A 13,455-nucleotide genomic window follows, 5' to 3' on the forward strand; every position below is an offset into this window, starting at 1 on the left:
AAGCCCTGTTCTGCTCGATAGCCTTAGAGCTGGGTTCTGCGATAGAAATCTACGTTTTCCTTCATCAGCAGCTCGATAGGCATATAGTTTACCGGCGTAACTTTCTTCTTCAGCACAATGGCCTGGAAGAGCGTGTCTACGCAGGAGTAACCCTGCATGTAGGCGTGCTGGGCGATGAGGAAAGAGATGCTTCCTTCGCGCAGACAGCGAGCGTTTTTCTCTACCATATCATAGCCCATGATCTGAACGGCGCGGCGGTTGGTCTTCAGCAGGAAGTCGCCCACGATGTGCGCCTTTGAAGTCATGGTGATGCAATGGTGGATTTCCGGATGCCCGTCAAAGAACTTCTCCAGCATTTTGACGAATTCAGCACGTGTGCCGTTCAACGGCAGGTCGAGCATGGTAATCTTCACGTTAGGGAAGTGGTCGTGCATGTAATGGCGGAATCCTACCTCTCGGTTATCCTGCTGCTTGCTGACCACTCTTCCGTCTTTGGTCTGCCTCATGAGCAGGATTTCATCTTCCTTTGCTGCAAGCATCATCAGCATCTTGGCTGCGAAGAAACCGGAACAGAACGAATCCTGGCCGAAGAAAGAGAGCGGACGGAGATCGGGCATATAGGAGTCTAGCAGGATGAATGGGATGCTTTTGTGATGCAACGCCTCGGTAAACTCGCGGGTTACATCGAGCGATGAAGGCACCACGATGACTCCTTCCGGACTGGCCTCAAGAATCTTGTTGCCTTCTTCGCGGAACGATTCCTCGCTGGAACGCTCATAGAAACGAATCTCTACTTCGATATGGAAGTCACGTCGAGTATCTTCACATTTTTTTGCGCCTTCCTCTATTTCCTCCCAGTAAGCCTCCGATTCATGTTTCGGAATCAGTAGGTAGAAGGTATAGGATTTGTTGTAAGCCAGAGCGCTGGCGTACACATTAGGCTGATAATTCATTTCCTTGAGGGCTTTCTCGACCTTGTCGCGAGCAGGTTTCGACACGTTTGGGCGGTCGTGCAGAACTCGGTCTACGGTTCCAACGGATACGCCAGCTCTCTCGGCAATATCCTTGATTCTGATTTTTTCGGCCATTGTTTTTTAGCATTACGGGTCTGGTTGCCTCGCGTGTACTTAATTATATAAGGAGCCTCTCCTGGGGGCTACGATAGATAAAACGTCGCAGGTACTTCCTAGCTGTGCACAGACCACAATTAGTATTAAGCAATTCTGTTGTGTGCGACCACAAGTACGAATTTTGCCGCAAATATACAACAATTTTTTGAATTGTGCGAAGACACAGCAACTTTTTTGCACGAAAAACAAAAAAAATTGCGATTTTATTTCGTTATTCGAGAAATTATGGTTATTTTTGCCCTCGAAATTGAACGACAACTGATAATTGAACTTCATTTCTCTACTGAAAAGTGGAATTTAATTTGTTACTCATAACAAACAAAATAAAAACAAAAAAATTAAAACTATCAAACATGGCAAAAATTGTAACATTGGGCGAGATCATGCTTCGTTTATCACCAGAAGGCAATGATCGTTTCATTCAGAGTGAATCACTTCGCATCATCCCTGGTGGTGGTGAGGCTAACGTAGCTGTAAGCTTGGCTAACTATGGTCATGATGCTTACTTCGTATCTAAACTCCCTAAGCACGAGATCGGTCAGATTGCTGTCAACGGTCTCCGTCGTTACGGCGTTAACACAGAGTTCATCGCTCGTGGTGGCGACCGCGTAGGTCTCTACTATGCCGAGACAGGTGCTTCTATGCGCCCATCCAAGGTAATCTACGACCGTGCACACAGCGCAATTGCTGAGGCAGACCCATCTGATTTCGATTTCGACAAGATTATGGAGGGTGCCCAGTGGTTCCATTGGAGCGGTATTACTCCAGCTATTAGCGACAAGGCTGCTGAGCTTACCAAGTTGGCTTGTGAGGCTGCTAAGCGTCACGGCGTAACTGTTTCTGTTGACCTCAACTTCCGCAAGAAGCTCTGGACTTCTGAGAAGGCTATCTCCGTTATGCGTCCTCTGATGAAGTATGTTGATGTTTGTATCGGTAATGAGGAAGATGCTCAGCTCTGCCTGGGCTTCAAGCCAGATGCTGACGTAGAGGGCGGTAAGACTGATGCTGAGGGTTACTACGGAATCTTCAAGGGCATGATGAAGGAATTCGGATTCAAGTATGTTGTTTCTACTCTCCGCGAATCTCTCTCTGCTACACACAACGGCTGGAAGGCTCTTATCTATGATGGTAAGGAATTCTATCAGAGCAAGCACTACGACATCAACCCTATCATCGACCGCGTTGGTGGTGGCGACTCTTTCTCTGGTGGTCTGATCCACGGTCTTCTTACTAAGGAGACTCAGGGCGAGGCTCTTGAGTTTGCGGTAGCTGCTTCTGCTTTGAAGCATACTATCCCTGGCGACTTCAACCTGGTATCTGCTGACGAGGTAGAGAGCCTGGCTGGCGGTAACGCTAATGGTCGAGTTCAGAGATAATTATAGTTTAAAGTTTATAGCTGATAGTTGATAGTTTATAGGCAGTCTTGCTTACGGCGTAGCTCCTATAAACTATAAACTATTCATTGTTAATTAATATAAGGTAATGGCAAAGTTTAGCAAAATGCAGGTTATGGCAGCCATGAAAGAGACTGGTATGGTACCTGTTTTCTTCAACAAGGATGTTGAAATCTGCAAGAACGTCATCAAGGCTTGTTACGAGGGTGGCGTACGTGTTTTCGAGTTTACTAACCGTGGTGACTTCGCTCACGAGATTTTCGGAGAGTTGGTAAAGTGGGCCGACAAGGCTTGTCCTGAGATGATCTTGGGTGCAGGTACAGTTGTTGATGCCGGTACAGCTTCTCTGTATCTCCAGCTAGGTGCTAACTTCATCGTAGGCCCTAACTTCAACCCAGATATTGCTCCAGTTTGCAACCGTCGTCTGGTTCCTTATTCACCAGGTTGCGGTTCTGTAACAGAAATCAATAATGCTCAGGCTGCCGGTTGCGACGTAACCAAGGTATTCCCGGCAGGTAACGTAGGCGGTCCTTCATTCGTTAAGAACGTAATGGCACCTTTGCGTTGGAGCAACATCATGGTAACAGGTGCCGTAGAACCAACAGAGGAGAATCTTACTCCTTGGATCAAGGCTGGCGTTCTCTGCGTAGGTATGGGCTCTAAGCTCTTCCCTAAGGAGACAGTTGCTGCTGGCGACTGGGCTGCCATCACAGCCAAGTGTCAGGAGGCTCTCGGTTACATCGCGAAGGCTCGCGCTTAATTTAGAGAATTTTCATTCGAGATGCAAATTTCAGCATCCTTTTTTTCCATGTCGCTATCATCAGTTCTGGTGGTGGCGACTCTTTTTCTTTCAGCTTGTTCTCCTGCGAATAAGGCAAGGGTAGATGAGCTGAACGAGCAATCCTATGCTTATCATTATCGCAATCTCGATTCTACTAAAGTGCTGGCTGAGAGAGCTTTGAAGCTTTCAGAAAATTATCCCTCAGGCCGTGCCGAAGCCTATAACAACCTTGCCTTCGTCTGTATAGCCAAGATGGATTACAAGGGTGCCAAGGAATGGCTGAAGAAGATTGAAGAGGAGAGCGATAATCAGATAGAACTCGCTATTGCCGATGTTCAGAACATGCGACTCTGCCAGAGAGAATCGCACAACAAAGATTTTTATGCTTATCGCGAAAAGGCGATGAGGCGTTTGCGCAGAATTCGCGAAGAGGTGAATTCCATGCCCCCGAGGGAAAGCAAACGCGTGATTTATGCGAAATCTGAATTCTATATTGTGGCCGCCACCTATTTTTTTTATGTGGGCTTAGACGAGCCGATGTTTCAGGAGCTTAACCGCCTGGACCCAGATGAGTTGGAACAGGATTCGGCACAATATCTCAACTATCTTTATAATATAGGTTCGGGCGGAGCTATCGTCAAGGGAACCGAAAACGAAATCAATCAGGCGGAATTCGACCGGCTGATCAGCTGCTACATGTTGGCTAGCGACCCTGCCCATCCTTATCCTTACTGGCAGGCTAACGCCCTGCAGTCTATTAGCGAGCACCTCAGAAAAGGAGAGGTGAGCGAATTCCTCATACGCAACAACCTGCCTGCCTTCCAGTATCTCAACATCGAGCAGATGCCAAACAATCTGCTGGCAGGCAACTTTGCCCAGCGTGCCCTCAACCTCTTTTCGAGCTACGGAGATGTTTATCAGACTGCCGGAGCCAACCGTACGCTGGCTGAATGTTTCTGGGATATCCATGATTATTCTTCGGCGCTCGACTGCCTGAATCATGCCCTGAACGACAACAAGGCGATAGAGCAGGCACCCGATCTCGTAGCGTCGATACGTGAAAGACTCTGCCTGGTTTATTCGGCTATAGATGATAAGCAGCAGAGCGATTACAACCGCAATATCTATCTGGATTTGCAGGACCGTTCGCGACAGGACCGCCAGCTGGAGGCACGTGCCGCGGCACTCGACGAGAACGCCCAGCAGCTCAACCTGATGATTGCTGCCGTGGTGGCGATGATTGTGCTCGTGGTGGTTCTGCTCTACGTTTTCGACCACATGAAGCGCAAGAAGATGAAGAACCAGTCGATGGATGAACTGCTTGCACCTTTGCGTGAGTGGAGCGAGAATAATACTAAGAAAATCAACGAATTAAAAGATAAGCAGGAGGAGGTTCAGGATGAACTGAACGTAACCCGACTGCACATCGAAGAAAACAAGAAACGCAATCTGGAACAAAGGGCTAAGATTTCGCTCGTAAACAGCATTACGCCTTTCATCGACCGCATGATTCACGAGGTAAACCGACTCTCCGAAGGGGGCGAAAGCGATGATGTGCGGCAGGAACGTTGCCAGTATATCGCCGAACTCACAGATAAGATTAACCAATATAACAACGTGCTTACGGAGTGGATTCAGATGCGCCATGGCTCACTCAACCTGCGTATCGAAAGTTTCCCGCTCCAGCAGCTTTTCGATATTGTAAGCAAGGGCAAGATGAGCTTCCAGATGCAGGGCGTGAAACTCGATGTAGAACCTACAGATGCCGTGGTCAAGGCCGACCGCATCCTTACGCTCTTCATGATCAATACCATAGCCGATAATGCCCGCAAGTTTACACCCGAAGGCGGAAAGGTAACCATTAGCGCCAAGGTTTCTGACTTCGTGGAAATCAGCATCTCAGATACCGGAAAGGGTATGAACGAGGAGCAGCTGGCGCATGTCTTCGACCGGACCTATACGGGCGGTCACGGCTTCGGACTGCTCAACTGCAAGGGCATCATAGAGAAATATAAGAAGGTGAGTTCGCTCTTTGCCGGCTGCGAGATTAAGGCAGAAAGCAAGTTGGGCGAGGGAAGCCGCTTCAGTTTCCGTCTGCCTAAGGGCATCGCCCGCCGAACCCATCAGCTGCTGGGCATCTTCATCATGCTCTTCGTGCTGTTGTCGGCTTCGGTCCAGCCTTGCGAGGCTAAGAAGGCCAGCGGCATCCGCCAGCGCCACAATCATCTCAAGACGAACGTAGATGCCAATCTCCAGCGTGCCGACGATTTTGCAGATAGCGCCTATTTCAGCAATATCAACCGTACCTACCAGCGCACCCTGGCCTTTGCCGATTCTTCGCGCCATTATCTCAACGCGTTCTATCTATCGAAATATCCCGACGGCAAGTATCTCATGGTGGCTCATCCGGAGGTGGGAATGGCGGCAGAACTCTTCTGGATACGCTCCGGACTGCCAACCAATTATCACGTCATCCTGGACCTGAGAAACGAGTGTGCCGTGGCTGCCCTGGCGTTGCACCAATGGTCGCTCTACCAGAGCAACAACAAGGTTTATACCCAGCTGTTCCGCGAGATTAGTGCCGATAATACGCTCGATAATTACGTGCACACGATGCAGCAGAGCGAGAATTCGAAGACCGTGGCCGTGGTGCTGCTCATCCTGTTGCTGCTGCAGTTGCCGCTGGCTTATTATCTGCTCTATTACCGCCACGTGCTGAGCTACCGGTTTGCCATGATTGAACAGACCAAGGCTAAGCGAACCGACGAGGCTGAGCAGGAATCCCTGAAACTGGAGCTGATGACCGATGAGCTGCATAGGGCTGAATATGAGAACGATAAGCTTCATATCTCCAATTCCGTGCTCGACAACTGTCTGTCTACGCTCAAGCACGAAACGATGTATTATCCGTCGCGCATCCGCCAGCTTATCGATTCGCAGCCCGATGATGTAGATTCGCTCAAGGAACTGGTAGATTATTATAAATCGCTCTATTCTCTGCTCAGCGCCCAGGCGATGGAGCAGGTAGAAGGCAACATCAAGGCAGATGATTTTCTGAACCGCTATCTTGTTTCTCTGATGCGCGGCAATTCCAAGGATTACCATACCGGAGTAGCTGAGATTCCGGGGGCTGCCTACGTGAGATATTGGATTGACCAGCAGGATGTGGCCTATGATGCTGCGCTCCATGCCCAGCTCTTCACCCCTCTGACTGGCGATTTGCGCTATCTCCTGTGCCGGCAGATTGTGAGGGAACTGGGCGAGATTACCAATCTGCGCGGCTGCGGCATCAAGGCTTGCCAGGGCGATAAGGATTGCCTCAGGATAGAGGCCGTGCTGCCGGCACGCATCAAATGGAAAAGTTTAAAATCATAAGAAAATAAAAATATAAGAAAATGGAAAATTTTAAAGTCATCATAGTAGAAGACGTGCCCCTGGAACTGAAGGGCACAGAGGGTATCTTCAAGAATGATATTCCAGAGGCTGAAATCATCGGTACTGCCGAGAGCGAAATAGCCTATTGGAAACTCATCAAGCAGCAGTTGCCTGATCTGGTTCTGCTCGACCTCGGACTGGGCGGTTCCACCACGGTAGGCGTAGAAATCTGCCGCCAGACCAAGGAGCAGTATCCTGACGTGAAGGTGCTCATTTTTACAGGAGAAATTCTGAACGAAAAACTCTGGGTAGATGTGCTCGATGCGGGCTGCGACGGCATCATTCTGAAGAGTGGCGAACTCCTTACGCGTGGCGATGTGGCGAGCTGCATGGGAGGTAAGAAACTGGTGTTCAACCAGCCTATTCTTCTGAAGATAGTAGACCGTTTCAAGCGGAGCGTAAACAGCCAGCTGATGCGTCAGGAGGCTCTGGTGAATTATGAGATTGATGAGTATGACGAGCGTTTTCTGCGCCATCTTGCGCTGGGTTACACCAAGGAGCAGATAACCAACCTGCGCGGAATGCCTTTCGGCGTAAAAAGTTTGGAGAAGCGACAGGCAGAACTTGTTCAGAAACTCTTCCCTGACGGCAACCACGGCATGGGCATCAACGCCACCCGCCTGGTGGTAAAAGCCTGCGAGCTCCGCATCCTCGATATTGACCATCTGCAGGCAGATGAAGAATAACCCGTTTCAATAAGCGCTTTTTAAAGAATGTATAAGAAAGTATTGGCCTATCTGGCATTATCGTTGGGAATAGCCGAAGTAGTGGTGATTCTGGTTTCGTGGCTGCTTACAGCTGCGATGCCCGAGTCGTTCACCCATTCGCTTACCAGCCCCGAGGGCATCCGCTGGTTTATGGGCCATTTTGTAGACCATCTCACCTCTGTATGGCTCGTATGGCTGGTACTCATCAGCATCACCATCGGGGTGGTAAAGCAGAGTAGGGTGCTCCATTTCGACCCTACCCAGTATCGCCAGCGCACGGCCTTGCGCCTGATGCTCATCGAGTTGTGCATCTCTGCAGGTATCATGCTGGCGCTCACACTCTTGCCCCATGCCATTCTGCTGAATGCCGTAGGAACCCTCTTTCCGGGTCCGTTCACGCATAGTCTCATTCCGTACATCTGTTTCTCGGTCATGGTGATGAGCATGAGTTACGGCATCATGAGCGAGAGCATCAAGGGCATCAGTCAGGTTTATGATGCGATGAATCAAGGCATCCGCCTCCTGTCGCCCTGCTTTTTTTTCTACATTCTCGTGATGCAGCTCTATACATCCATCCTCTATGTAATGGAGTAATATAAAAGCCCCCGATGCTCGTTTCCTTGCATCAGGGGTTCTTTTCTTATTGTGGTAAAATCAGGGATTTCTGTTCGGTTTTTTCGGGGAGTTCGCTTACTCCAAACCGCCGCCTTCAGTATTTCCGCCGGTGGTTCCGCCGCCTTCGGTATTTCCGCCGCCCGGGGTGTTATCCGAACCGCCGCCACCTGGGTTATTGTCTGGGTCTTCCACATCGCCCTTATCGTCGGAAGTAACGTTTTTCACCACCTTGCCGTTGCGGTCGTAACAGGTAATCTGGATGGAGGTTTCCTGCAGCTCGCGCTTGATGTCAACGCTTGGGGTGAAGATTACACGGCGGTTGGTAATCAGACTGGTAGCCACTTCGCCTACGGTAGGTACACTCTTGGCTCTTACGCCGAATCGCATGGTTCCCAATCCCGGAACGGCTACGGAATGGCCTTCGGTACACCACGCCTTGATAACCTCGCCTGCTGCATCCCAGCAAACCTGCATCACGCCCACGCTAACGCCGCTTCTGATAGCAGCCTCCTTGATAACCTTGCTCTCTGAGAGCTTGTTGTAAAGTTCGGTACCGAGGATGAATCTGTACTGACCCTTCATTTCGCCTACTTGGATAAGGGTCTCCTTTGCTTTCAAATTAATTGCCATAATCTTTTGATTTTTAAATTGTTATAAACTATCAACTGTTAACTCTAAACTACCTGATGGTAATGGTTGGCACGTAGTAGGTAGAATCTACTTTGGTGGAGATGTTGTTCTCCTGATGTTGCCGCTGGTTCTTTCCAATTACGAGTCCTGCCGTGCAGGAACTGGATAGGAAGGTGACGATGGCTGAGCAAATCGCCACGATGAGATACCGGATGAATGCCTTCATGTTCTGGTTCATGATCTTTTTTCTGCCCCCTGCTAAGTTTCGCTTTTTCCTCTTTCCTCAGATTTCTCTTAGAAGAAGTACTTTGCGAAACGACTCGTTTCGAGGCTTGGAGTCTTGTTTTCATTACTTTTTTATTTTCCCAATTAGGGAGATATTTTTCTCCAACTGGGCAAGTGATTTTGCGCGCTTTCTGAATCACGATGCAAAGATACGAAATCCTGATTTATCAGGTGTGCGATAGCGTGCGATACCATGCGATAGCGGAACATTTTATCCTGGTTCCCCGAGGTTGTCGAAAATAGCCTTCACCTGCTTGGGCGTGAACGACTTGCAAGTCTTTTCATATCCCATCTGCTGCAATTCATCCCAGAGCGGCTGGCAACGCCGAATCCAACTCATGAGATGATTCACGGCCGTGCGTGGCATACTCTCGGGAAAGTACATCAGTCCCAGTTCCTTCTTCGTATACGTGCGGTTTATAAAGTCTTCCATAATCTTAATTTTTTAATCATTTGTTCTTCGGCTCCTTGCTCCCGGAAGTTGCAGCAGCCCCTAAAAGATAGAATTCGCTGAAATCCTTGCAGCCCGGTGGCAACTGGTGGTGAACCAGCTGGGGGAGCATCTCCCTGAGTTGCATGAAGAGGCTTTCACCCGGCACATCCTGATCGGGAAACATGTGGAATTCCACCTGATACAATCTTCCGATATCCGTCAGCAGCTGCTTATCCTCGGGTTTGAGGAGCGTGGCAGAAGGGATGGCTATCGCCTTATGTCCGGCAGAAAGCATAGCCCAGCAGTCGCTACATCCCTCCGTAATAAACAGCCTCTCGCCCGGTTTCAGTCTCTTCACAACCGGCAGGTTATAGATGCTGCATCTTGCGCCGTAAGGGAACCGGAAGCGAGGAGCATCCTGCTCCTTTTCTTCGCCCGGACTTTTTTCTTCAGAAGAAACATTCCCCTCAGAAGAACCACCTCCCGATGAAGAAAGATTTCCAGCCGAAGAAGCCTTCTCCTCAGAAGAACAACCTCCCGATGAAGATTTTTTCTTCTTGTAATCCAGGTTCCTGTTCTGGATTCCGATAAGCCGCCCATCGGTATCGAAGTAAGGAATCTGCAACCAGTTGATGCCCTTCTTATCCGTCCATGAAGTCAGTCTACACCAGTTCACCACTCTCCAGTCAATCTTCCTCTCCTCGAAGAGAAATCTTCTAGCCGCCTGGTTGAGCCAGGGATGTTCGAAGAACCTAGCATACCTGCTTGCATCGAAGGAAGATTTCCCCGAATTATCACCCGAAGAAGAACCATCGGATGAAGAGCCCGAAGAAGCCCCTCTGCCCGAAGACCCCCCAAAGGAAAAGTTTTTCCCCGAAGAATCCTCCAGCTGAATTTGATGTTCCCCAGCGAGCCATCGGCAAGCCGCCGGGAAATCCTTCCCCAGGTATCTCATCGCCAGGTCGATGGTGCCGATGGAACTCCTCATGCAGACATAGCATCTGCAGCTGTTCTTGGTCTTGTTGAATGTGAGGCTGGCGTGGTGGTCGTCATGGAAGGGGCAGAGCGCCTTATGGTGCTCCACCTTCATCCCCATCTCTTTCGCAACCTTCTCTATCGGAAGTTCGCGCAGCTTTTGAATCTCATATTTCGCCATCATTTCTGTTTCCCTTTCTTTTTCTTAGCCGGTATACCCGTCAGATATTCTGCAGTCTTGGTATAGAGTTTCGTCTGGCTGTTATAAGTAATAAACTGGCGGTTCTTCCATACGTTGAGCTGATGCTTGGTACCTTCCTGATTCTTGCCCAGACTCAGGCGCAGGGTTTCCAACTGCAGCTCGTTGAAGGAATTCTCCAGCTGGTCGAGCATGTTTTTCGGTCCGCTTCTCTGAGCCTCTTCCTGCCCATCGCCCGCTTTAAACATGTCGCCGAACACCTTTACCTTCGACCACAAATCGTAGTAGCAGAACCATTCAACGAAGTCGCCGATGGATTTCGACCAGTTCTGGTCGTTCAGAATCCACAGCACGGCTCCCTTCTTCCATGCTGAGAAGATGCTGCGGTGGGAGAGTTCCCAGAGCGTATCATCATCAGCAAGGTCGGCAAGGCGTGCCATTTCCTCTGCCAGCTTATCGGCTATCTTGTTGAGCTGCTTCACCACAAAACTGCCCTTGCAGTTGTCCAGCCTCAGCAGATAGCCATCGAGCTTTTCAAGGAAATCTTTGTTGTACGTTCCCTGTCGCGGAATCTTTCCGCTTCCCTCGCCACGGGCTTTGTAGGCGAAAGGTATGCGCCCGAAGAAACCATTGGTCAGGTCTTTCTTGTAGAAGAGTCGGGCCGCCTCAGGAGTAGAGGTAAAGGTGAGGTTCACACGGAGCAGAGGGTTACCCGTTACGCCATCAGCTGTGGCTCGCAAGGCTCCAGCCCTCTGACAGTCGAAGATATTTCTTACCATCTGGCTCACCTGCTTATGCCCACCGCACATTCTGTCGGCCATCTCCACCTCAGGCAGATTGATGTACTGGGTTCTTCCGCCCAACTGTTCGCAAGCCATAGCGTTCTGGATGAATGCAGGATTGGTGACATCAGAAGGTGGAAACCAGAAACTCACGTCCGGACGCTCCGGTTTTTCCTTGTTGGCGCCCTTGGTTTTCATCTGTCGCTGCCAGTCAACCAGTTTCTTGAACTCAGTCTCATCATGCTTTCTAAAAGGTCTCATGATGGCCTCTACAAGATGCCCCAACTGTGCCTTTCCGATACCCGATGGACCTATCAGATGGCCCATTTGCCCGCACATTTCGTAATATTTGTTGTCGGAATACATGAATCTTACGTCTGTGAGATGAGCTGCTAATGCCGGAATTGCCATCGGAATGAGCACTTCCTGCATGTCTTTAGATGCCTGAGAGATGGCAAATTTTACAAATTCAGTACCCTTGCTGGGTTTTGGCATCGCCGGAGCGATGTTGCTAAAAATATTATAATCCATTGCTTTTTAGAGAGTTAAATCAAATTTCATGTTCATTTTTTCTTGCTTGCAGTCTCAGTCTCAGAGTCTCAGTTGTTTTTTTTATGGTCTCGCTTCCTATATATATTATATATAACTAATTAATAATCAATAAGTTATAAAGGCTTAAGAAGCGGGTTTGAAGTTGGATTGTGACATTTATCCTAACTGAGACTGAGATTTGAGACTGCTTTGAAGAGGAAATGAGGGTAGGGATGTTCCTGTTACCAGCCTCCCCGAAGTCCCCATTTCCTCTAGAAAGCCTCAACTCCGTTTATCTGTCATCACTCTTGCCGCTAATGATGCGCAGCTCGTCGGCGGCACCCTGGCAGAAGTCCTGGAAGGTGAAGCGCTCTGAGAACTGCGGGCGGTTGAAGGTAGGGTAGAGCGTACCGTCTTTTTTCCGGTTCACGTTGATGTACGTTCCTTCATACACGTGCGGATTTCTCTGCACCACCTTCTGCAGTTTCTTCTCCTGGTCATTCTGCACAAAGGTGAAGTGGTCTTCGCCGTCGTGCGTAATGGCTCCATCCAGATACTCGCCAACGGCCATGCGCCCTGGCTCCTTAGTCATCAACTTGAGGTCGATACCCAATTCTGTGTTTGGGTAGAATCTCTTTCCTGCCTTACCTGAACTTTCGTTCATATTGTTATTTAATACTTTATTCATTTTTTTTGAGTATTAAATAAGCCTCTCTGGTACGATGACGTTCGAAGAGGTTTCCCTGTCATCTTTTTTAGTACCATCATTCCCCATTTCGTGATTTGCAACTCGCCTGATGGGTAGTCATCCTGTTGTCAGATGACGGGTGCAAAAGTAAGAAGAAAAAGCCTGGCACAGATGCTTTTCCAAAGTGCCGTCTCTAAAGTTCTCTGAATTTCTCCGATTTTCTCTGTTTTTCTCTGATATCCTCTCTACGTATATTCGCATTTTTGACTTAGGGGTACAAAAAAGCGACCGATACCTGAACAAAAATCAAGTATCGGTCGCTATCAGAAGATATAAATCTCTATCAGGAAAGCACCAGTCGCTATCGTCTTCTAGTCCTTATTATAATATTTACAGAAAGTCTTGTATCCGAACCCTCCTTTCTCAATCGGCATACCCATTCGTATCAATTCTTCATGGGCATTTTTTGTGTTTTGTGGCAGCAGCACCTTGCCCTCCTTTTTCAGTATGTTCAGTCTCTTACAGATTTCCTGTACGTCAAATTGTTTTACCAGTCTCTCCACCTCTTTATGCACTTTCCATCCTTCGTCTTCATCGAGTGCAGGATGCACAAAATGGAAGAGTTCCTTCTGAAAACCTTCTCCTGCAGCTTCATTGGTTTCACTAGCTTTTTCTGTCACCTCTGCCTCGTAATTCTCCTCCGTCACTTTTGTTTCTTCAGCAAAAAAATCCTTTGCAATCTTCATCATCTGCTGTGCAGACAGATTGCCCTGGATCGTCAGTTCTTTGTGCTGGTTGTTGTAAATAACATTGCCTGCATAATAATTATTACTCATATTTCTTCCTTTTTTTATATTCTTGTAATATTTT

13 protein-coding genes are annotated in these 13,455 nt (G+C 48.7%); 5 read left to right on the forward strand and 8 right to left on the reverse strand.

The window, feature by feature from the left end; genetic code table 11:
* Positions 1 to 23: 23 nt before the first annotated feature.
* Entirely contained in the window at positions 24 to 1,088 is a 1,065-nt protein-coding gene (locus tag RCO84_RS05615) for a LacI family DNA-binding transcriptional regulator (protein WP_264899736.1), read from the reverse strand.
* A gap of 395 nt (positions 1,089 to 1,483) precedes the next feature.
* Between RCO84_RS05615 and RCO84_RS05620 the strand changes: the two genes are divergently transcribed.
* From RCO84_RS05620 to RCO84_RS05640, 5 genes are all read left to right on the forward strand, one after another.
* On the forward strand, positions 1,484 to 2,506 hold the full coding sequence (locus RCO84_RS05620) for a sugar kinase (protein ID WP_022121227.1): 1,023 nt from the start codon (positions 1,484 to 1,486) through the stop codon (positions 2,504 to 2,506).
* A gap of 106 nt (positions 2,507 to 2,612) precedes the next feature.
* Positions 2,613 to 3,284, forward strand: a complete 672-nt coding sequence (locus RCO84_RS05625; RefSeq protein WP_006846600.1) for a bifunctional 4-hydroxy-2-oxoglutarate aldolase/2-dehydro-3-deoxy-phosphogluconate aldolase — start codon at positions 2,613 to 2,615, stop codon at positions 3,282 to 3,284.
* 48 nt (positions 3,285 to 3,332) lie between these two features.
* The gene (locus RCO84_RS05630; RefSeq protein WP_317584275.1) at positions 3,333 to 6,680 is read left to right on the forward strand and encodes a sensor histidine kinase; all 3,348 of its coding nucleotides are present in this window, start codon (positions 3,333 to 3,335) and stop codon (positions 6,678 to 6,680) included.
* 20 nt (positions 6,681 to 6,700) lie between these two features.
* On the forward strand, positions 6,701 to 7,426 hold the full coding sequence (locus RCO84_RS05635; protein WP_317584276.1) for a DUF5932 domain-containing protein: 726 nt from the start codon (positions 6,701 to 6,703) through the stop codon (positions 7,424 to 7,426).
* A 27-nt stretch (positions 7,427 to 7,453) separates the two neighbouring features.
* Entirely contained in the window at positions 7,454 to 8,041 is a 588-nt protein-coding gene (locus RCO84_RS05640) for an AbgT family transporter (protein WP_317584278.1), read from the forward strand.
* Positions 8,042 to 8,137: 96 nt separating this feature from the next.
* On the opposite strand, the gene RCO84_RS05645 is transcribed toward RCO84_RS05640, so the two are convergent.
* The 7 genes from RCO84_RS05645 to RCO84_RS05675 form a co-directional block, all read right to left on the reverse strand.
* On the reverse strand, positions 8,138 to 8,692 hold the full coding sequence (locus tag RCO84_RS05645) for an HU family DNA-binding protein (RefSeq protein WP_144153184.1): 555 nt from the start codon (positions 8,690 to 8,692) through the stop codon (positions 8,138 to 8,140).
* 49 nt (positions 8,693 to 8,741) lie between these two features.
* Positions 8,742 to 8,930: a hypothetical protein gene (locus RCO84_RS05650; protein ID WP_040552569.1), complete on the reverse strand. Its 189-nt coding sequence runs from the start codon at positions 8,928 to 8,930 to the stop codon at positions 8,742 to 8,744.
* 258 nt (positions 8,931 to 9,188) lie between these two features.
* Complete coding sequence (locus RCO84_RS05655; protein ID WP_317572163.1) at positions 9,189 to 9,410, reverse strand: DUF4248 domain-containing protein; 222 nt, start codon at positions 9,408 to 9,410, stop codon at positions 9,189 to 9,191.
* 16 nt (positions 9,411 to 9,426) lie between these two features.
* On the reverse strand, positions 9,427 to 10,569 hold the full coding sequence (locus tag RCO84_RS05660) for a CHC2 zinc finger domain-containing protein (RefSeq protein ID WP_317572164.1): 1,143 nt from the start codon (positions 10,567 to 10,569) through the stop codon (positions 9,427 to 9,429).
* Positions 10,566 to 11,897 (reverse strand): hypothetical protein, encoded by a 1,332-nt coding sequence (locus tag RCO84_RS05665; RefSeq protein ID WP_317584280.1) that lies wholly within the window; start codon positions 11,895 to 11,897, stop codon positions 10,566 to 10,568. Before RCO84_RS05665 ends, RCO84_RS05660 begins: the two co-directional genes overlap by 4 nt.
* A 292-nt stretch (positions 11,898 to 12,189) precedes the next feature.
* A complete protein-coding gene (locus RCO84_RS05670; RefSeq protein WP_317584282.1) occupies positions 12,190 to 12,585 on the reverse strand; it encodes a hypothetical protein in 396 nt (131 codons plus the stop codon).
* Between the two features lie 371 nt (positions 12,586 to 12,956).
* Positions 12,957 to 13,421: a hypothetical protein gene (locus tag RCO84_RS05675; protein ID WP_287838036.1), complete on the reverse strand. Its 465-nt coding sequence runs from the start codon at positions 13,419 to 13,421 to the stop codon at positions 12,957 to 12,959.
* Positions 13,422 to 13,455 lie beyond the last annotated feature (34 nt).

Origin of the sequence: Segatella copri, assembly GCF_949820605.1 — a bacterium.
Taxonomy (GTDB): Bacteria; Bacteroidota; Bacteroidia; order Bacteroidales; family Bacteroidaceae; genus Prevotella.

What these genes read in the sequence shown, in the direction of transcription:
- RCO84_RS05640 (WP_317584278.1), top strand. Translation starts at nt 7,454, where the DNA reads ATGTATAAGAAAGTATTGGCCTATCTGGCATTATCGTTGGGAATAGCC.
- RCO84_RS05655 (WP_317572163.1), bottom strand. Translation starts at nt 9,410, where the DNA reads ATGGAAGACTTTATAAACCGCACGTATACGAAGAAGGAACTGGGACTG.
- RCO84_RS05620 (WP_022121227.1), top strand. Translation starts at nt 1,484, where the DNA reads ATGGCAAAAATTGTAACATTGGGCGAGATCATGCTTCGTTTATCACCA.
- RCO84_RS05650 (WP_040552569.1), bottom strand. Translation starts at nt 8,930, where the DNA reads ATGAACCAGAACATGAAGGCATTCATCCGGTATCTCATCGTGGCGATT.
- RCO84_RS05615 (WP_264899736.1), bottom strand. Translation starts at nt 1,088, where the DNA reads ATGGCCGAAAAAATCAGAATCAAGGATATTGCCGAGAGAGCTGGCGTA.
- RCO84_RS05630 (WP_317584275.1), top strand. Translation starts at nt 3,333, where the DNA reads ATGTCGCTATCATCAGTTCTGGTGGTGGCGACTCTTTTTCTTTCAGCT.
- RCO84_RS05645 (WP_144153184.1), bottom strand. Translation starts at nt 8,692, where the DNA reads ATGGCAATTAATTTGAAAGCAAAGGAGACCCTTATCCAAGTAGGCGAA.
- RCO84_RS05625 (WP_006846600.1), top strand. Translation starts at nt 2,613, where the DNA reads ATGGCAAAGTTTAGCAAAATGCAGGTTATGGCAGCCATGAAAGAGACT.
- RCO84_RS05675 (WP_287838036.1), bottom strand. Translation starts at nt 13,421, where the DNA reads ATGAGTAATAATTATTATGCAGGCAATGTTATTTACAACAACCAGCAC.
- RCO84_RS05635 (WP_317584276.1), top strand. Translation starts at nt 6,701, where the DNA reads ATGGAAAATTTTAAAGTCATCATAGTAGAAGACGTGCCCCTGGAACTG.
- RCO84_RS05670 (WP_317584282.1), bottom strand. Translation starts at nt 12,585, where the DNA reads ATGAATAAAGTATTAAATAACAATATGAACGAAAGTTCAGGTAAGGCA.
- RCO84_RS05665 (WP_317584280.1), bottom strand. Translation starts at nt 11,897, where the DNA reads ATGGATTATAATATTTTTAGCAACATCGCTCCGGCGATGCCAAAACCC.
- RCO84_RS05660 (WP_317572164.1), bottom strand. Translation starts at nt 10,569, where the DNA reads ATGATGGCGAAATATGAGATTCAAAAGCTGCGCGAACTTCCGATAGAG.